Origin of the sequence: Hymenobacter volaticus, assembly GCF_022921055.1 — a bacterium.
Lineage (GTDB): Bacteria > Bacteroidota > Bacteroidia > Cytophagales > Hymenobacteraceae > Hymenobacter > Hymenobacter volaticus.
This window is the reverse complement of sequence record NZ_CP095061.1, coordinates 2,554,167-2,572,241: the sequence shown is the minus strand read 5'-3', so window position 1 is coordinate 2,572,241 and position 18,075 is coordinate 2,554,167. Positions and strand designations below refer to the sequence as shown.

The following is an 18,075-nucleotide window of genomic DNA, read 5'->3' as shown; positions in this document are numbered from 1 at the left end:
CGGCGTTACGGGAAGCGGCCTGTTGGGCCGGAATAGCCAAAAGTAGCGAAAAGTTCGGCCGGGTTGCCGCCAGAAGGGCCTTTTCGCTAGCGTAACGCCATAATAGGTCGGTTTGGTGTAAACTAGTGTAGCTCCACAGTGAATTGGTTGATTATTTGCACGGCATGCTTGCGCTGCTTATCGGCTGCTGAGGTGCGGATAGCAGGCAGCAAGTGAAAGCAACGCTCCTACTCTTTCTCTTTGCGCGCTAACGTCACTTCGTCGCGGGTAAAATCTACGTGGCTCTTGTCTACTGGCCCGCGGCACACCAGCACGCGCGGTGGCGCCAACTTACCTTTGCGACCAGCCTCGATTTGTGCTTCACCCGTTACGTCCAGCGTAGCCACGGTTTCGCCGTTTACCTGCAATTCCCACGGGCCAGGTTTTACAGGGCCTTCGAGGTGACCTACGAGAAACGTTTCTTGCGGCGATATAGCGATGATGTCGAGGAGTTGCATGTAGTAAATAGTAGGCTTTCGATGGATGAATTAGGAACAACGCGCTTCCCTCTACGTTGCCAAGATAGAAATTACCCCTGTCAAACCTGTCAGCTTCTAACTTACAGCCTTGCTTCTAAATTAGCTAGCTCATGACTGCCACTACCCTTCTCCATCATGCTCAACGCCTGCAAGCTCTAGCGCAAGCAGGGCTCGCCTACACGCAAAATGCTTATGATGTCGAGCGATACGAAGAAATTCGTGCTATTAGCGTACAGCTCCTGCAAGAGTTATCTGCCGACGACGAACCACTAGAGAAGATCACGCGACTGTTTGCTTCCGAAACTGGCTACCAGACGCCCAAAGTAGATGTGCGGGCCATTTTGTTTCGGGGCACCGAAGAAATCTTGTTGGTGCAAGAAAAAGTGGATGCCAACAACTGGTCGTTGCCGGGTGGCTGGGCCGACGTGGGCTACACACCCTTTGAGGTAGCCGTAAAGGAAGCTCACGAAGAAACTGGCTACCACGTGCAGGCTCGCCGGCTGCTGGCTCTGTTCGACAAAAAGAACCACCCGCACCCGCCTCAGCCTTGGTACGTGTACAAGGCGTTTGTGCTCTGCGAAATCACAGGAGGGTCACTTCTCTCCGATACTCCCGAAACTGCGGGCGGACGCTGGTTTCGGGAAGAGGAAATAGCTGACTTGTCTTTATCCGTGGACCGGGTAACGGCTTCGCAGCTCGCTACGCTGTTTCAGTTTGCTCGCCAGCCCGAACTACCGACTTTATGTGACTAAAGGGAAGCTGGCGCGTTTCTTTACTCTTCTGGTGGCAGCATAAATCGATGCATCAGCTTCAACAACATCACATCGGCCGCACTCAGGCCTTGTGGCGCCGAATCCAAGCTGGCGGGCGGTTGATACCCCTCAATCTCAGCAAATGCATCAGCCTCAACCGGCTGGAATGCCATAGCCCATTCAGCAAAGCTTCGTGCGCTTATCGGTTTGTCGGCTAACTTAAAAATGCCTGTATGGCGCGTGTCTTGTTCAATTTTACTGTAAAGTGCGTGCACAGCTTCCGCTTCTCCTTCCAGTAACTGCATGAATTGTCCTTCATGGTAAAGCAGCACTCCCGTAACACCATACTGTTCGTTGCGCGACCTAGCTTTGGCAAGTAAATCCTGCAATTCGGTATCGGAAAGCGGATAAGCGGCAGTGCTGCTATAGATAAGATGATGCATACCAAGAAGAAACTAAACAACTACTTGTTTGTCGAACTGTCTAAGTCAGCTATAAACCTGAACTACAACTGAGGAGTTCCGCCGTGCAAAGCGCGCACTCGTTCAAGCAAACAATCTATTACTTAAGTTTTCTTCTATACGTCGATATAGGTTTTAAAGATAAAATATTGGTTTTATAAGGGATATACCAACCCTAGAGCTCAATTAGCAGTTGCCAAACAAGAAGGCAAACCAACCCTGACGGATGATTATTTTTGAGAATGCAGCAGGCAGTTTAAGCGAAAACAAAGCAGGTAATTACCTCCGTCTTGACTGGCAAGATGCTTATCCATCCGATGAGAGCATTAAAGCACTGTTGGAAGAGGTGCTGTTAGCCTTACAGCACCGGCAATGGCGAAAGATACTATTTCACCAAAACGGCCGGGGCACCCTCAGCGTCGCTATATCGGCATGGGTATCGATAGACTGGCTTCCGCGCGCCGTGCATGCAGGCTATTACTACGGAGCCATTATCCTCTCCCGCGACATGTTTACTAGGCTAGATACAACTGCCATCGGTAAAGAATACAGCCGACGGATGCATTTACCTGTTTACCAATACTTCGAACATGAGACCGAAGCCATAACGTGGCTTTTGGCGTCCAAAACTCCAGAACAAGCACCAATACCGCAAGAGCGGGAAAAGCTTCCTAAGAAAGAAAAATCGTAGTACCTAGTAAAGCAGCACGAAAATTAACCTCATCAGTCAATGAGTTCTGTGCGGCACAGGTGGACTAGATGCTTCTTGGCGAGTTTGGGGGCAGGTAGCTATAAGCAGCTTGAATCAAGGCGGCGGCCCCTACTTCAGGACGCTGTACCAATAGTTGTTGACAGCCCATCTGCAAGCGCAATATCTGGACAGGCGTCAAATGATTGCTCTGCTCATAATGCGCTTCTACTAGCTGCGAAAGTAAAACGGCAGCAGTGGAGAACTTTTCCTCGTGCAAGGCGGCACGGAATGCTACTTCAGTCTCGGTCATCGTATGGTTTTACCGAGGCTTTTGCAATAAACATACCAGATGGTTCATTGCTAACAACCGACTTCGCTTAATAGCTACTGCGCAAGCGTGTCTAGATGCTGTATGCAGCAGCTAGCTGAAGTTGTATTACTTCAACGGAAGCGTATAGTATAAGCAGAGAACTATGCTGCCAATCCCAATCGGGGCACTTGCGAACTAGCTACAGCAGAAACACCAGTCTTGGTAAGCAATAGGGCCAGCGCTACAAGTGGCAGCGATGATGCTTGGGTTGCAACTGGTGCAAGCTTAGAGATAGGCTGTAGTAATTGCATAACAGTAGATGCTATAGTTTGGCATCACAAACATAAATGCCTAGAAAGCCTATAAAAAGGCAATATTCATCTTCGCTGTGACTAGTATAAATCGGATATTTTATAGGCTTCAATTACGCATGGTCTTTGTAGCCTAATCTCATCTAGCATTAACAGGTTGTTTATCAAACACTTCATTTGCAAGTCACTTTATCCTCCTATTACTGCTTGCAGTGGCACAGGATGCAATATCAGCCACACAAGTTCCCGAAGTATTTCTCCATCCGTCATCGAGCCGCTGTCGATACCCTTGCTTTGCGCATCAGCGCGACGGATAAGGTGCACAATAGCACGGGTCCGCTCAAAGGGAAACACTTTGAGACCCGTCTGGTAATCTTTGCGGGCAAAGGCGCTACGCAGGTTTAGGCGGTTCCAATCGGCTTCAGTGGGGTTGGGTAGCTGATGCAACGCTAGCAACCGGGAGAAGTAGTTGAAGAGCAGCGTCAAATTCGGAATAAGCGGATTAGCCTTCGGGTTTGCCTCGAAGTACAGCAAGATGCGGTTGGCCTTCAGCACGTCGCGGCGAATAAGGGCGCTTTGCAACTCGAAGATGTTGTACTCCTTGCTAATGCCCACCATGCGCTGCACCAAGTCCTCGTCGATGGGCTGGTTGGGCGCTAGGTTGAGCAGCATCTTATCGACCTCGTTGGTAAGGCGTCCAAGCTCCGCCCCTATATACTCGGAGAGCATAGCCGTAGCCTGTGGCGTGATGTTGCGCTGTTTGCTACGTACGTACCCCATGAGCCAACCCGCCACTTGGTTGTCGTAGAGCTTTTTGCTGGTCATGAGTACCGTGCCGGGCGGACTAGGTTCTTTTTTGTCGCCGGTAAGCAACTTTCCTAGTTTCTTACGCGCGTCCAGCGACTTGTGCTTATAGCAAAACACCAGCACCGTGCTTTGCAACGGGTTTTTCAGATAGGCTTCCAGAAATGGCCACGACTTTTCGGCCTCTAAATCGATTATAGCCTGCGCCTCTTTCACTAGCACCACCGACCGCTCAGCCATCATCGGGAAGCGTTTAGCTTGCCCCAAAATGGTGGCTACATCAGCATCCTTGCCGTAAAGCACCACTTGGTTGAATCCTTTCTCGTGCTCCTGCAACACGCTTTTTTCCAGCGTATCGGCTACTAGGTCAATATAATAGGGCTCCTCTCCTTGCAGGAAATACACGGGCGCAAACTGCCGCTGCTGGAGTTGCTTGAGAACCTCGTCGGCGGAAAGAGTCAATTGAATCAGGAAGTAAGATGAAGCAATTAAGAAGTAGACCGAGCGCTGCTGGTAATTCTTCAACTGCAAAGGTACGGCCTGCCTCTTACCTTTGCGGCTTGCTTAACAAGAATTGGGTAGCAATGGCAAGCAGCCTTAAACTGCTTAGCGTCCCCTACCCATTTCTTTCATCTTAGTTCTACTACCTTAATCTCGAACTGACGTTGGATTTACTCTCCGAACTCCGCTGGCGTGGTATGCTCCACGATGCCATGCCCGGCACCGCTGAACATTTAACTGCCCAACAGCCTGTTTCCGGCTATATCGGCTTTGACCCCACCGGTGTGTCGTTGCATATTGGCAGCTTAGCTACTATTATGTTGCTAGTGCACTTACAACGGGCCGGGCATCGGCCAGTGGCCCTGGTGGGTGGTGCTACCGGCATGATTGGCGACCCAACGGGCAAGTCCGCCGAGCGGAATCTACTGGACGAAGACACGCTACGGCGCAATCAAGAAGGCATTAAGGCGCAGCTAGAAAAGTTTCTGGATTTCACGCCGGGCCCTACAGCGGCGGTAGTGGTCAATAATTACGACTGGTTCAAGGAGTTTGGCTTTTTGCAGTTTCTACGCGAGGTAGGCAAGCACCTCACCGTAAACTATATGATGGCCAAAGATTCGGTGAAGCGGCGCTTAGGCACGGATACCGATAGCACCGACCAGCGTGCCGACGGCCTTTCGTTCACCGAATTTAGCTACCAGCTACTCCAAGGCTACGACTTCCTCCACCTCTACCGCACGCTCAATTGCACCTTGCAAATGGGCGGCTCCGACCAGTGGGGCAACATCACGACCGGCACCGAACTAATTCGACGCTTGGCGGGCAGTGAAGCGCGTGCCTATGCCCTTACCACACCGCTCATCACAAAGGCCGACGGCTCGAAATTTGGTAAGACAGAAGGTGGCAACGTGTGGCTCGACCCCACGATGACCTCGCCTTACCAGTTCTACCAGTTTTTCCTTAATGCAAGCGACGCCGACGTTCCGCGCCTCATCCGAGTATTTACCTTGCTCCCGCAGGAAGAGATTGAGGCTTTAGAAGCGGAACATGCACAAGCACCTCATCTACGGACGCTCCAAAAGGCACTCGCTAAAGATGTGACCATTCGGGTGCACTCCGAAGAGGCATACGAGGCGGCACTGGCGGCTTCGCAAGTCCTGTTTGGTGGCGGAGAATTAAGCACCCTTGACGAACAGACCTTGCTCGACGTATTTGCTGGTGTGCCCCAAGTGGAAGTTCCGCGTGCCTCACTTGAAGAACTGAATGTGGTGACGTTGCTGAGCGAAGCCACTACTTCCGTTGTTTTCGCTTCAAAAGGCGAAGCGAAGAAAATGATACAAGGTGGCGGCGTGAGCTTGAACCGCGTCAAGGTCACAGTTGACCAATTGGCTTCCGATATTCCGCTGCTGCACGACAAGTATTATGTCGCTCAGAAGGGGAAAAAGAATTACTTCCTAATTAAGCTAGTATAGCTCGACAGCAGCAACTGCCATAAAAAAGGCCCTGCCGGTATTCGGCAGGGCCTTTTGCATTACAAACGCCACGCAAAACGCAGCATTTGTTTAGCTTAAACTACTTCTTTTTTGCTGGAGCGGCTTTTTTGGCAGCAGCGGGAGCAGCAGCCTTCTTAGCAGCAGGAGCAGCCTTAGCATCAGCGGCCGGAGCGGCGGCGCTGTTCTTGGCGTTCTGTACTTCCGTACGGATGCTCTGCGCTAGGTTCTTTAGTTCCTGCATGCCCTTCCGAACGCGCGTACCAGCGGCAGAGTTTTTCTTGTCGTAGAACTTCTCGAAGTCGCTTTCCAGGCCCAGTACGAGGTCCTTGAGTTGGCTAAAATTGCTCATGTTTGATGGGGTTGAGAGGAATGAAACAATGGGTTTGTTGGGGCCTAATATACAGGGATTTCAAATACAAGCAACAGCTCAACTTTTTTTTCAAAAGGGCCTAGGCTGCTTGAGAGGCACATTTTTACGCTTGTTAGTTGTATTTCAACTTCGCCCCTACCTCTCACCATATCACTATAATACAATAAAAGGAGGCCGGAACTCTTGTGGAATTCCGGCCTCTAATGATTTTAGCAATTGCTACGCTTGTAGTCCTGCTGGCACCTCTGCCTTGGAATAAAGACCTTTGTTGAGCTTTTCAGCCACCATTTCGAATGCCTTGATAGTCTGCGCCACATCATCGAGCGTGTGGACTGCCGTTGGGATAAGGCGCAACATAATTACGCCCTTTGGCACCACCGGATAAACTACGATAGAACAGAAAATACCGTAATTCTCGCGTAAATCAAAGGTTATTTGGGTAGCGTCGGGGATTTGTCCCTGTAGTAACACTGGCGTTACCGGCGACTGGGTGGTGCCAATATTGAAGCCCTTTTCGCGCAAACCGCTTTGTAGGGCCCGTACTACGGTCCAGAGGTTGTCTTTCAACTCCGGACGGGTCCGAAGCAGTTCCAAACGCTTGATTGCGCCCACTACAAGCGGCATAGGCAAGCTTTTAGCGAAAATCTGGCTACGCATATTATAGCGCAAATATTCAATTACGTTCTCAGGGCCTGCTACGAAGGCCCCAATGCTTGCCATAGACTTCGCAAACGTCGAAAAATAAAGGTCTATGCCATCTTGCACACCTTGTTCTTCGCCTGTTCCGGCCCCTGTAGCGCCCATTGTACCGAAGCCGTGGGCATCGTCAACAAACAAACGGAACTCGTATTTCTGCTTTAGCTCGATTACACCGCGCAGGTCGCCTTGGTTGCCCGACATACCGAACACCCCCTCCGTGATAACGAGGATGCCACCACCAGTTTCGTCGGTGATACGCTTGGCCCGCTGGAGTTGCTTTTCCAGGCTGGCCATGTCATTATGTGGGTACACAAACCGCTTGCCCTGGTGCAGGCGTACCCCATCGATGATGCAGGCGTGCGACTCGGCATCGTACACAATTACGTCGTGGCGGTTCACCATGGCGTCGATGATGCTTACTACGCCCTGATAACCGAAGTTGAGAAGCATGCAGTCCGGCTTCTGGACGAAGTCGGCCAACTCACTCTCCAACTGCTCGTGCAGGTTGGAGTTACCAGACATCATGCGGGCTCCCATCGGCAGGGCCATGCCGTATTCGGCAGCCCCATCGGCATCAGCTTTGCGCACTTCCGGGTGGTTAGCCAACCCTAAATAGTTATTCAGGCTCCAGGTAAGTACCTCCTTGCCGCGAAAAATCATGCGGGGCTTGATTTCGCCTTCCAGTTTGGGAAAAGTAAAATAGCCGTGCGCGTAATGCGAGTGGCTGCCCAGGGGGCCGCGGTTCGCGGCAATCTTTTCGAAAAGATCCACGAGGGAACAGGTTAAAAGTGAAAAAGAAAACGATAAGTTAAGATTGCACTTAACCCTCGGATAATGTACAAAGTTATGGCAATCTGGTAAAACTAGCCGCCTAGAGAATGGCTTTCAACCCGTATTCCTCTTCTATTAATCAACTTAGACGTTTTACGGAGCCGCCGGAAAGGCGTTTCTTTGAACGATAAACGGCTCTGTTTACCATAACGTCTAGTCGAAGACGTAATACGTGCCTTTTCTTTCCTGCCTCTCCCACCTCTCTCATGACAAAAATCACCAAGCTGCTCGTTGCCAACCGGGGCGAAATAGCGTTGCGCGTGTTGCGCTCAGCCCGCGAAATGGGCATCCAAACAGTAGCTATTTATTCTGAAGCCGACCGCAACGCCTTGCACGTACGCTACGCCGATGAAGCCGTGTGCGTAGGTCCGCCCGCCTCCGCTCAAAGCTACCTGCGCGGCGACAAGATCCTGGAAGTGTGCCGGCAACTAGGCGTTGATGCGATTCACCCAGGCTACGGTTTTTTGAGCGAGAATGCGGAGTTTGCCCGCATGGTCACGGAGGCCGGGCTTATTTTCGTGGGTCCCTCACCGGAGGCCATGAACATCATGGGCGACAAGCTCTCGGCCAAGCAGGCCGTAAAGGCCTACAATATCCCCTTAGTACCCGGCACCGACGAAGCCATCAGCGATGTGGAAGAGGCCAAGCGCATAGCTTCAGAGGTTGGTTTCCCCATTCTCATTAAGGCTTCAGCTGGCGGCGGTGGCAAGGGGATGCGCATCGTGAACAATGCCACCGAGTTCGAAGAGCAGATGCAGCTTGCCGTATCAGAGGCGACTTCGGCCTTTGGTGATGGCTCGGTGTTCATAGAGAAGTTTGTAACCGGCCCCCGGCATATTGAAATCCAGGTACTCGGCGACGAGCACGGCAACATTGTGCATCTGTTTGAGCGGGAATGCAGTATTCAGCGCCGTCACCAAAAAGTTATTGAAGAAGCGCCTTCCTCAGTGCTCACGCCCGAACTGCGCGCCGCCATGGGCAAGTGCGCCGTTGATGTGGCCCGTGCTTGCGACTACACCGGTGCCGGCACCGTAGAATTCTTGCTAGATGAGCACAAAAACTTCTACTTCCTGGAAATGAACACCCGCCTTCAAGTAGAACACCCCGTTACGGAGCAGATTACGGGCCTCGACTTGGTGAAAGAGCAAATTAAAGTGGCCCAGGGCGAGCCGCTGAGCTTCTCTCAAGACGACCTTACTATTACCGGCCACGCCCTAGAGTTGCGTGTGTACGCCGAAGATCCACAGAACAACTTCCTGCCCGATATCGGAACCCTGACCACCTACGTGCGTCCTCAGGGCCCCGGCGTCCGCGTCGACGATGGCTTCGAGCAAGGCATGGAAATTCCGATCTACTACGACCCCATGATTGCCAAGCTGGTCACGTTCGGCAAAGACCGTGAGGAAGCTATAGCGCGCATGCTCCGGGCCATTGCCGAGTACCAAATCACTGGCATCGAAACCACCTTAGCTTTCGGTCGCTATGTGCTCGAACATCCCGCCTTTGTAAGCGGCAACTTCGACACCAATTTCATTCGCGACCATTTCCCTGCAGACGCCCTCAAACCAACTCAGCCAGATGATACCATCGCTAAAGTAGCCGCTGTGCTAGGAGCCATGCTCATGACCGACAAGAAGCCTGCTGTAGTAACCTCCTCAGATGCTTCGGCAGTAACAACTGGCTCAGCTTGGAAGCGCAACCGCCTAGGTGTACGGTGATAAGCCGCCAACCTCAACTACAAAAAGAAAGCCCGGCTGCATTAGCCGGGCTTTCTTTTTGTAGTTGAGGTTGAGTACAGCCAAACTGATCATATAAAATCAGTCACTTGCCGCACTCCCAAGGTTCGCTCTCTTGTGAAGCCTTCTCCAAACTCCACACCTATTAGGTGACCAAATTCGCGGGCCCGAGCTTCCATAAACTTGCCGAATTCTTCGCTAGACAAATAGGTTGCTGGCTCCGTGCTGTTGGGGTTGAAAAACTGCGTCTGATATGCCTGAATGGACTCCCACTTCTTACCCCAATGCGCTGATATATCTACCACGAAATCGGCGGGAATCTGCCGGTCCTGAATGTAGTGGTACACATGCTTGGGCCGCCAAGGTGCCTGAGGCTGGCCATCGTGGTCTAGGGTTTCTATCATGCGTAGGCCAGCTAGAAAGCACGATTCCGAGACCAGTTGCGAACCGCGGCCGTGGTCGGGATGCCGGTCGTGAATAGCGTTGCAAAGCACTACATCGGGCTGATAGCGCCGGATGGCCGCAATAATTGGCAGTTGATGCTCTCGGTCGTTGCGGAAAAAGCCATCGGCTAAGCCTAAGTTTTCGCGACTGCTCAAGCTTAAAACGCGGCAAGCTGCCTCAGCTTCCTGCGCTCGAATGGCCGGAGTGCCGCGCGTACCTAGTTCACCGCGCGTTAGATCGACTATGCCCACCTTCTTACCCGCCGCTACGGCGGCCGCCAGCGTACCCGAAGCCGACATTTCCACGTCGTCGGGATGCGCCCCTATGGCCAAAATATCTAGTTTCATGTACTCGAATTAGTAAAAGGCGGAATAAGGAAATGGTTGGCGGTTCAATAACACAAGTATTTGAACAACCAACCATCCCCATATTCCGCCACAAAGCTACTATTTAACTCGCAACGAGCGCCCAATTCGCAGAACGGCTGTTCCCCCGTTCAAACGCCGCAGCTGGGCCTGCGACACCCCGTACTTATCGGCAATTTCAGACAGCGTATCGCCACTGCGGACCTTATGCGTGACCACGCGCCTGGCCGCTGTCGGACGACCCCGGCTGCTACTACTGCGCGAGGCAGCTCCCGGCACACTACCACCGCGGTATTTCAACGACTTGCTGTAGTAGTTGAACAGCGCCGACGTGATCTGAAAATTGTCTTTAATCAGCCGATAATCCGGAAAATCGTACATCCGCTCCGGATCAATGGGGTTGCCTTCGTACCGGACTTCGAAATGCAGGTGTGACCCGGTGCTACGACCAGTGCTACCACCATAGCCGATTAGCTGGCCAGCTTTCACGAACGTACCCGGTGCCACAAGGGCCTTTTGCAAATGGCCATATAGCGTTTCAATACCGTTGTAGTGACGCACCAAGAGGTAATTGCCATAGCCAGAACCGTCCCACTTACTGATGCGCACTACGCCATCAAAAGCGGCTTTCACGGAGTCGCCAGTTTCCAGGTCCAGATCCACGCCGTAGTGCCAACGGTAGCCGCGAAAGCCGAAATCAGACGTCATTGGCGTTTTTATGAGCGGCATTTTGGCGTAACGCTGCTTTTCAGGCTCCGTAAGTTTTAAATTCAATGTATCCCGGATGCGGCGGCCATCAACGCGGTAAGGGTTGATGTTGTGTGTATCCCAAATGGCATAGTAGCCGGCCACCTGAATCCAGGAGGAATCTATTTTGACTTCTTCTTTCACTTCCACGATGCGCTGCTCCCCCTCGTTCAACGACGATGTATCCTCGCTGACAATAGAGAGCTTTTTGGCCGGGTTAAAAAAGATAGACTTTGCCGCGTCGGAGGCGTCGTCGGGCAGTTCCTCGGTTTCAATTAGAATAGTAGTATCGGGACGTACGTACCGGATGGTAGGCGACTTGAGGCGAAAAAAGTCGCTCCGCTTGGTAGGGGCACCCGCTTTAGCTTTCGGGTTGGGCACCGGCCGACGCTGCGCCTGCAAGTGGCCGGGCAAGCCAAGAAACAGCCCGATCAATAGCAGTGGCAGCAACCAGTGTTTCAAAAAATTCAGCAAGAGCAAAAAAAGATGAGATGGTGAAATAGAGAGTCGGTAAAACAGGGAAATGGTGAGTGTGCAGTTCTAGTTGCGCACAGAACGTCACTCACCACTTCTCTATTTTCCTACTTCACTTAATGGTCGCCAAGTGCGGCTAGATAGCGCTCCGCATCCAAGGCAGCCATGCAGCCCGAACCGGCCGCCGTAATGGCTTGGCGATAGGTGTAATCTTGCACGTCGCCACAGGCAAACACGCCATCCACATTGGTTTTAGCAGTGCCAGGCAGCGTTTTCAAGTAGCCTTGCTCGTCGTGGTGCAAATAAGGCTGAAATATTTTGGAATTAGGCTCGTGCCCAATGGCTACGAAGAAGCCTTCCACGTCTAGGTCACGCGTTTCGTGCGTCAAGGCGTTTTTAACCCGGGCACCTACTACGGCATGGTCGCCCAAAATTTCTTCGGTCACCGTGTTCCACAACACCTCGATCTTGGGATTGTCGATGACGCGCTTCTGCATGATCTTGGAAGCACGCATCTCTCCTTTCCGGACAATCATGTACACCTTGCTGCACAAGTTGGCCAGATAGGTGGCTTCTTCGGCAGCCGTGTCGCCAGCGCCCACAATCGCTACATCCTTGCCCCGATAGAAAAACCCGTCGCACACGGCGCAAGCGGATACGCCCATACCGTTCAGACGCATTTCGGAAGGCAAGCCCAACCACTTTGCGGAAGCACCCGTGGCAATGATGACCGTATCGGCCGTTAGCTCCACCTTTTCATCGATTGTGACTTTATGAGGATGTCCCGAAAAGTCTACCGCCGTAGCAATGCCGTAGCGGATATCGGTACCGAAGCGGGTAGCCTGCTTTCTCAGGTCTTCCATCATTTCTGGTCCCATCACACCGTCTGGATAACCGGGAAAGTTTTCAACGTCGTTGGTAATCGTAAGCTGGCCACCAGGCTGCAAGCCTTGATACATCACGGGGGCCAAGTTGGCGCGGGCAGCGTAAATAGCAGCTGTATAACCAGCCGGGCCAGAGCCAATAATCAGACACTTTATGTGTTCCGGGGTGTTATTCTCCATGAAAGTAAGATGGCGCACGCTTGTGCTTGCGCCGTGGAATGATGAATTTGGATAGCAAAGGTAAGTGAGTAGAATAAAGTGGCACTCTGTTCTGTCGAGCAGCAGTCCTCTGATGCTACAACACGCAGAGCGAACACTAAATTTCGCGCCTTACCAAGAAGTGTTCTTCACTTCATTCAACAACAAAAAACCCCAACTCAAAGGCCGGGGTTTTTGGTCGATGGGGTAAAAAATTTACCCCAGGTAGGGCTTCAGCGCTTTCGAACGCGAAGTATGACGCAAACGACGGATTGCTTTTTCTTTGATCTGACGAACCCGCTCACGCGTTAGGTTGAACTTTTCTCCAATCTCTTCCAGCGTTAGAGAATGCTCGCCATTGAGGCCGAAATACAGCGTAATAACGTCGGCTTCGCGCTTGGTAAGCGTGCTGAGCGCACGCTGCACTTCCTTGCGAAGCGAGTCGTTCATCAAACCCGTATCCGGTGACTCTTCGTCTTCGTTTTCGAGCACGTCGAGCAAGCGGTTTTCTTCACCTTGCACAAACGGCGCGTCAACGGATACGTGGCGACCCGAAATCTTGAGCGTGTCCACTACTTCCGACGTGGTCAGTTCCAGTACTTCAGCAATTTCTTCGGGCGAAGGCTCCCGCTCGAATTTCTGCTCTAGCTCCGAAAACGACTTGCTGATTTTATTAAGCGAACCTACCCGGTTCAACGGCAAACGCACAATGCGCGACTGCTCGGCTAGAGCTTGCAGAATAGACTGACGAATCCACCAAACGGCGTAAGAAATAAATTTAAATCCACGGGTTTCGTCGAAACGCTTAGCAGCTTTGATCAAGCCAAGGTTGCCCTCATTGATCAAATCCCCAACGACAACCCCTGATTCTGATATTGCTTAGCTACCGATACCACGAAACGCAGGTTGGCTTTTGTTAGCTTTTCCAGCGCTTGCTGGTCACCTTCCTTGATGCGTTGCGCCAGCGTCACCTCCTCATCGGGAGTGAGCAGATCCACTTTACCAATTTCCTGGAGATATTTATCCAGCGACTGGCTTTCGCGATTGGTAATCTGCTTGCTGATTTTTAACTGTCTCATTGCGGGCGCGAGAAGTATGTATTTCTGAAAATAATGAGCATCTGAAAACCCTTTCTGCGGGTATCAATTAGTTGTTAGCAACGTAGTGATACCCGCGAAAGTTCGACGGTTTGTTATTGAACCGTACCGTTCTGTTCGGTTGCCCGTTCTGGCTTCGGCAAAAGAACCTTACGCGATAAGCGGTACTTGCCCGTTTTCTTGTCGATGTCGAGCAGTTTCACGTCTATCTCCTGCCCTACCTCGAGTACGCCTTCCAGCGCTGAAAGGCGCTCGTGCGATACCTCCGAGATGTGCAACAGGCCATCTTTACCCGGCATAATCTCTACAAAAGCACCGTAGGGCTGAATGCTGCGCACTTTGCCTTTGTAGGTTTCGCCTACTTCTGGCGTAGCGGCAATGGCTTGAATTCGGCTGATAGCGGCTTGCATATCTTCCTTGTTGGAAGCGTAGATGCTCACGTGGCCTTTCTCGTCCTTCTCTTCGATGATAACCGTGGCGTTGGTATCCTTCTGAATCTGCTGAATAACCTTGCCGCCGGGCCCGATAACAGCACCGATATATTCTTTATCGATGAGCATCTTGTGCGAGCGGGGCGTATGTGGCTTCAAGTCGGCTGCCGGGGTGTTGATGGTTTTGGCCATCTCACCGAGGATGTGCAACCGGCCTTCGCGGGCCTGGTGCAAAGCTGCCGTCATGATTTCGCTGCTCAAGCCCTGGATTTTGATGTCCATCTGGCAAGCTACGATACCCTTTTCGGTGCCCGTTACTTTGAAGTCCATGTCACCGAGGTGGTCCTCATCGCCGAGAATGTCGCTCAGTACAGCGTATTCACCGGTTTCCTTGTCTTGCACCAAGCCCATGGCAATACCCGAAACGGCAGCGCGCACTTTAACGCCCGCGTCCATCAGCGCCAGCGAGCCAGCGCATACCGTGGCCATCGACGAAGAGCCGTTCGACTCCAAGATGTCCGACACGATGCGGATGGTGTAAGGGTTTTCTTCTTCGGCAGGCAACACCCGCTTCAACGAGCGCATAGCCAAGTTACCGTGGCCAACTTCGCGGCGGCCAGGGCCGCGGTTTGGCTTCACTTCGCCGGTCGAGAAGGCCGGGAAGTTGTAATGCAGCATAAACTTGCTGTACCCCGATTGCATAGCCGAGTCGATAATCTGCTCGTCGAGCTTAGTACCAAGGGCTACCGTGGTCAAAGATTGAGTTTCGCCACGGGTAAACAAGGCCGAACCGTGCGCACCGGGCAGATAGTTGACTTCAGACCAAATAGGGCGAATTTCCGTGAGCTGACGACCATCGAGACGCGTGCGTTCCTTGATCATCATATCGCGGATTGCCTTCTTCTCAGCCGAACCGTAGTAACGGCCAAACATCTTCTGATCGAGCTCCGGATTTTCAGTTAGTAATTCTTCCAGTAGTGGCTTCTTGATAGCCCCGAAAGACTCTTTGCGGCCTGCTTTGCTGGTATTACCCGACTTGGCAACCTCGTAAGCTCTCTGATAAACAGCTTCGGTAATACGCTGCTTTAGCTCTTCGTTTTCCTCGTACTTCGGATACTCGCGCTTAACGTGCGACTTCTCAATTTCAGCAGCCAATTCGCTCTGGACGCGTACTTGCTCCTTAATTGCTTCATGGGCGTAGGCAATGGCTTCTACCATTTCCTCCTCGCTCACTTCATTCATCTCCCCTTCTACCATGGCCACTGAATCGGCGGTGGCACCTACAATCAGGTCGATATCAGCGCGAGCAATGTCCGCCGTCTTGGGGTTAATTTGCAGTTTACCATCGATACGAGCAACCCGTACTTCAGAGATAGGACCAGCAAAAGGAATATCGGAAACCGACAGGGCAGCCGAAGCAGCCAAAGCAGCGAGTGCGTCGGGTTGCACTTCTTTATCGGCCGAAATCAACGTAACGAGTACTTGTACTTCGTAGTGATAGTCTTTAGGGAACATCGGGCGCAAAATGCGGTCTACGAGGCGACTCACCAGAATCTCGTAGTCGGAAATGCGACCTTCGCGGCGCTGAAACGAACCGGGAATCTTACCAGCACCACCAAATTTTTCCTGGTAATCAACTGATAAAGGCAGGAAGTCTACGTCGCCGCGCGAACTCGGCTGCGATACTACCGTGGCCAGGAGCATGGCATCGCCGAGCCGTACCACAACGGCACCGTCAGCGAACTTGGCCAATTTGCCAGTTTCAATGGAAATCTGCCGGCCATCCGGCAGGGTAATGTGTTTGGTAACCGCGTTGTAGTTGGGCATCATCTATTTGCTTGGAAGCGACAGCGGGCGAGCAACCGAAAAAACAGGACCGGCTACGGCCCAGCTTTGCTCTAGGGAATATACTTTGGAATATAACAGCGAGGGCAAGAAAAAGGTACCCAACCGATATAAAAAAGAGCAGGGAACCTTTCGATGAGGAAAGGCTCCCTGCTCCAACGGGGCCAGGTTACTTACGAATACCTAGCTCCTTGATAATAGCACGGTAGCGGTTGATTTCGCGGTGCTGGAGGTAATCCAACATCCGGCGGCGCTTACCAACAAGTTTCAACAGACCCAAACGAGTCGAGAAATCCTTCTTGTTAACCTTCAAATGCTCCGTGAGGTGCGTGATGCGGTGCGTAAACAGCGCGATTTGAGCTTCGGCTGAACCGGTATCGGTAGCCACTTTTTGCAAGCTATTTTTTTCGAAAATAGCCTGTTTTGCTTCGGTAGTGAGTTTCATCGGCAGATAGGTTTCCCCGTCTTAGATATAAAAATGAAAAGAAAGTATCACCCCGCACCTCGGGGTGGCCGCAAAGGTACAAAAAATAGTTACTGGTTGCTCGTTTTCGCTTGTAAGTTGTAGGATATGCTGCTGTTTTAAAGCCAGTAACCCAACCATTCGGAACAAGCAGCAGGCTTCAAAAGTGTATTATACACTGCGCTTATACCCTCGAAAAGGCCAGCGGATTTTAGCAGGTAACTTATCCCAGAGGTTCCACTCCCACAGGCCAGCATCGTTGCGAGCTTGGTACAGAAAGAAAAGGCCAAAAGGCAATAAGATCATAGTGGACATCCACATGCCGAACCCGACCGACATTACCCTTCCCGACCATACTTCTCGCCGATAATGGAGAAAATATAGTAGATAATGAAGAAGAGGATAGAAACCAGAATAGGCACTCCCAAACCCCCTTTTTTAATGATAGCGCCTAGTGGTGCGCCAATTAGGAACATCAGCAGGATAGCAAATGACTGTACATACTTGCGATATACTTCGATACGGTAGTTGCTGGATTCTTTGGCTAGGTTGGCCAACCGCTCGCCGGTGCTACCAGCAAAAGCTCGTACGTTGCGGGCCCGATTAGTAGCTTGTTCTAACGTACTTACACTGACCACGGGCAACTTGGTGGCAGGTACCTGTAATTGCTCTACTCTGCGGTTGGCAGCCCGGCCAGTGGTATCAAAGCGGAGGTAGGTGTAATAAGGCGACACCATGCGCGGCACCATGCGCTGCTCAGATCTCAACCGGTTCTGCAGAGAGTCAATGAAGTGTTCGAGTTGCCCCACGTTCTTCATCATTTTGTTGTCAGAGAAGAGTTCTTCTTTGGTCCGACTGAGATCGAAAGAAGCGAGCGGGAACGTAATCATATTGCGGTTGAAGGCCTGACGAATAAAGCTAGCCCCAGCACGACTGCTAGCGTCAGGCTGCTCTACGTAGCTCTGACCCCGGAACAACTCCAGGCTCAGGTACTCCCCTCCGAAACGAGTAAACATCCGGCCTGAATCAGCCAAAATTACCCGCATCGTACCCGATCCTTGCGTGTGGTCGTAGATCATGACCCCCATCAGGATATCACCGTCTTCGCCTAATTTGTCGTTGACCTTGATGGTGTAGCCCGGAATACCGTTGTAAAACACGCCTGGCCGAATATCAAGAGCGAGCTTCTGCTGGCGCAAATCCCAGAGCAAGCTATACGCCTTTAAGTTGGCTCGGGGGACAATCGCGTTATTAAACCAAAACGCAAACCCGGCCAGCAGCAAACTCGTCAGCAATACAGGTCGCAAAATCCGCGTCAGCGAGATACCCGACGTTTTAATAGCCGTCAATTCGTGGTGCTCACCAAGCGTCCCGAACGTCATTAAAGACGAGAGCAGCACGGCGAGCGGTAATGCCACCGGTACCATCAGCACGCTGAAAAAGAAAAGGAGTTGCCCAATGATATCGAAGCCCAAATCTTTACCGACCAGGTCATCGAGATACTTGAGCATGTATTGGGTGAGCAGAATAAATTCTACTACCGCAAACGTGAGGAGAAACGGGCCGGCAAAAGCCCGTAGAATCAACTTATCGAGTTTTTTCATGCTTACGCTACGAATGGTCCCGACGCAGGATCATTCCTTGAAAAGG

At 51.8% G+C, this 18,075-nt stretch carries 15 protein-coding genes and 2 pseudogenes; 4 read left to right on the top strand and 13 right to left on the bottom strand.

Annotation, left to right across the window (positions count from 1 at the left end; genetic code table 11):
- Positions 1 to 227 precede the first annotated feature (227 nt).
- A complete protein-coding gene (locus MUN86_RS11195; RefSeq protein WP_245125386.1) occupies positions 228 to 497 on the bottom strand; it encodes a hypothetical protein in 270 nt (89 codons plus the stop codon).
- A gap of 131 nt (positions 498 to 628) precedes the next feature.
- On the opposite strand from MUN86_RS11195, the gene MUN86_RS11190 reads away from it, so the two are divergent.
- Complete coding sequence (locus tag MUN86_RS11190) at positions 629 to 1,270, top strand: NUDIX hydrolase (protein WP_245125383.1); 642 nt, start codon at positions 629 to 631, stop codon at positions 1,268 to 1,270.
- Positions 1,271 to 1,290: 20 nt separating this feature from the next.
- Here MUN86_RS11190 and MUN86_RS11185 read toward each other — a convergent pair whose 3' ends face one another.
- Positions 1,291 to 1,713 (bottom strand): BLUF domain-containing protein, encoded by a 423-nt coding sequence (locus tag MUN86_RS11185; protein WP_245125381.1) that lies wholly within the window; start codon positions 1,711 to 1,713, stop codon positions 1,291 to 1,293.
- Positions 1,714 to 1,957: 244 nt separating this feature from the next.
- Here MUN86_RS11185 and MUN86_RS11180 point away from each other — a divergent pair, with 244 nt between their 5' ends.
- Positions 1,958 to 2,422, top strand: coding sequence for a hypothetical protein (locus MUN86_RS11180; protein ID WP_245125378.1), 465 nt, complete (start codon positions 1,958 to 1,960; stop codon positions 2,420 to 2,422).
- Between the two features lie 64 nt (positions 2,423 to 2,486).
- On the opposite strand, the gene MUN86_RS11175 is transcribed toward MUN86_RS11180, so the two are convergent.
- Both MUN86_RS11175 and holA read right to left on the bottom strand, forming a co-directional pair.
- On the bottom strand, positions 2,487 to 2,732 hold the full coding sequence (locus tag MUN86_RS11175; protein WP_245125375.1) for a hypothetical protein: 246 nt from the start codon (positions 2,730 to 2,732) through the stop codon (positions 2,487 to 2,489).
- Positions 2,733 to 3,232: 500 nt separating this feature from the next.
- On the bottom strand, positions 3,233 to 4,372 hold the full coding sequence (gene holA, locus MUN86_RS11170) for a DNA polymerase III subunit delta (protein WP_311182008.1): 1,140 nt from the start codon (positions 4,370 to 4,372) through the stop codon (positions 3,233 to 3,235).
- Between the two features lie 140 nt (positions 4,373 to 4,512).
- Between holA and tyrS the strand changes: the two genes are divergently transcribed.
- A complete protein-coding gene (gene tyrS, locus MUN86_RS11165) occupies positions 4,513 to 5,820 on the top strand; it encodes a tyrosine--tRNA ligase (RefSeq protein ID WP_245125372.1) in 1,308 nt (435 codons plus the stop codon).
- Positions 5,821 to 6,019: 199 nt separating this feature from the next.
- Here tyrS and MUN86_RS31755 read toward each other — a convergent pair.
- Together MUN86_RS31755 and MUN86_RS11155 are read right to left on the bottom strand one after the other, a co-directional pair.
- Positions 6,020 to 6,190 (bottom strand): annotated as a pseudogene (locus MUN86_RS31755) (BF3379 family histone-like protein); the annotation flags it as partial.
- Between the two features lie 240 nt (positions 6,191 to 6,430).
- A complete protein-coding gene (locus MUN86_RS11155; protein ID WP_245125367.1) occupies positions 6,431 to 7,681 on the bottom strand; it encodes an aminotransferase class I/II-fold pyridoxal phosphate-dependent enzyme in 1,251 nt (416 codons plus the stop codon).
- Positions 7,682 to 7,947: 266 nt separating this feature from the next.
- On the opposite strand from MUN86_RS11155, the gene accC reads away from it, so the two are divergent.
- The gene (gene accC, locus MUN86_RS11150) at positions 7,948 to 9,459 is read left to right on the top strand and encodes an acetyl-CoA carboxylase biotin carboxylase subunit (RefSeq protein ID WP_245125365.1); all 1,512 of its coding nucleotides are present in this window, start codon (positions 7,948 to 7,950) and stop codon (positions 9,457 to 9,459) included.
- Between the two features lie 89 nt (positions 9,460 to 9,548).
- On the opposite strand, the gene bshB1 is transcribed toward accC, so the two are convergent.
- From bshB1 to MUN86_RS11115, 7 genes and pseudogenes are all read right to left on the bottom strand, one after another.
- Positions 9,549 to 10,268, bottom strand: a complete 720-nt coding sequence (bshB1, locus tag MUN86_RS11145) for a bacillithiol biosynthesis deacetylase BshB1 (protein ID WP_245125362.1) — start codon at positions 10,266 to 10,268, stop codon at positions 9,549 to 9,551.
- Positions 10,269 to 10,367: 99 nt separating this feature from the next.
- On the bottom strand, positions 10,368 to 11,507 hold the full coding sequence (locus MUN86_RS11140) for a peptidoglycan DD-metalloendopeptidase family protein (RefSeq protein WP_245125360.1): 1,140 nt from the start codon (positions 11,505 to 11,507) through the stop codon (positions 10,368 to 10,370).
- A 116-nt stretch (positions 11,508 to 11,623) separates the two neighbouring features.
- The gene (gene trxB, locus MUN86_RS11135) at positions 11,624 to 12,571 is read right to left on the bottom strand and encodes a thioredoxin-disulfide reductase (protein WP_245125357.1); all 948 of its coding nucleotides are present in this window, start codon (positions 12,569 to 12,571) and stop codon (positions 11,624 to 11,626) included.
- 234 nt (positions 12,572 to 12,805) lie between these two features.
- Positions 12,806 to 13,668, bottom strand: a pseudogene (locus tag MUN86_RS11130) (sigma-70 family RNA polymerase sigma factor).
- A 113-nt stretch (positions 13,669 to 13,781) separates the two neighbouring features.
- A complete protein-coding gene (gene pnp / locus MUN86_RS11125) occupies positions 13,782 to 15,944 on the bottom strand; it encodes a polyribonucleotide nucleotidyltransferase (protein WP_245125716.1) in 2,163 nt (720 codons plus the stop codon).
- 187 nt (positions 15,945 to 16,131) lie between these two features.
- Positions 16,132 to 16,407, bottom strand: coding sequence for a 30S ribosomal protein S15 (gene rpsO, locus MUN86_RS11120; protein WP_022823754.1), 276 nt, complete (start codon positions 16,405 to 16,407; stop codon positions 16,132 to 16,134).
- A gap of 356 nt (positions 16,408 to 16,763) precedes the next feature.
- The gene (locus tag MUN86_RS11115; protein WP_245125356.1) at positions 16,764 to 18,029 is read right to left on the bottom strand and encodes an LptF/LptG family permease; all 1,266 of its coding nucleotides are present in this window, start codon (positions 18,027 to 18,029) and stop codon (positions 16,764 to 16,766) included.
- Positions 18,030 to 18,075: the final 46 nt, after the last annotated feature.

What these genes read in the sequence shown, in the direction of transcription:
- accC (WP_245125365.1), top strand. Translation starts at nt 7,948, where the DNA reads ATGACAAAAATCACCAAGCTGCTCGTTGCCAACCGGGGCGAAATAGCG.
- MUN86_RS11175 (WP_245125375.1), bottom strand. Translation starts at nt 2,732, where the DNA reads ATGACCGAGACTGAAGTAGCATTCCGTGCCGCCTTGCACGAGGAAAAG.
- pnp (WP_245125716.1), bottom strand. Translation starts at nt 15,944, where the DNA reads ATGCCCAACTACAACGCGGTTACCAAACACATTACCCTGCCGGATGGC.
- MUN86_RS11195 (WP_245125386.1), bottom strand. Translation starts at nt 497, where the DNA reads ATGCAACTCCTCGACATCATCGCTATATCGCCGCAAGAAACGTTTCTC.
- MUN86_RS11180 (WP_245125378.1), top strand. Translation starts at nt 1,958, where the DNA reads ATGATTATTTTTGAGAATGCAGCAGGCAGTTTAAGCGAAAACAAAGCA.
- trxB (WP_245125357.1), bottom strand. Translation starts at nt 12,571, where the DNA reads ATGGAGAATAACACCCCGGAACACATAAAGTGTCTGATTATTGGCTCT.
- bshB1 (WP_245125362.1), bottom strand. Translation starts at nt 10,268, where the DNA reads ATGAAACTAGATATTTTGGCCATAGGGGCGCATCCCGACGACGTGGAA.
- MUN86_RS11185 (WP_245125381.1), bottom strand. Translation starts at nt 1,713, where the DNA reads ATGCATCATCTTATCTATAGCAGCACTGCCGCTTATCCGCTTTCCGAT.
- MUN86_RS11115 (WP_245125356.1), bottom strand. Translation starts at nt 18,029, where the DNA reads ATGAAAAAACTCGATAAGTTGATTCTACGGGCTTTTGCCGGCCCGTTT.
- rpsO (WP_022823754.1), bottom strand. Translation starts at nt 16,407, where the DNA reads ATGAAACTCACTACCGAAGCAAAACAGGCTATTTTCGAAAAAAATAGC.
- MUN86_RS11190 (WP_245125383.1), top strand. Translation starts at nt 629, where the DNA reads ATGACTGCCACTACCCTTCTCCATCATGCTCAACGCCTGCAAGCTCTA.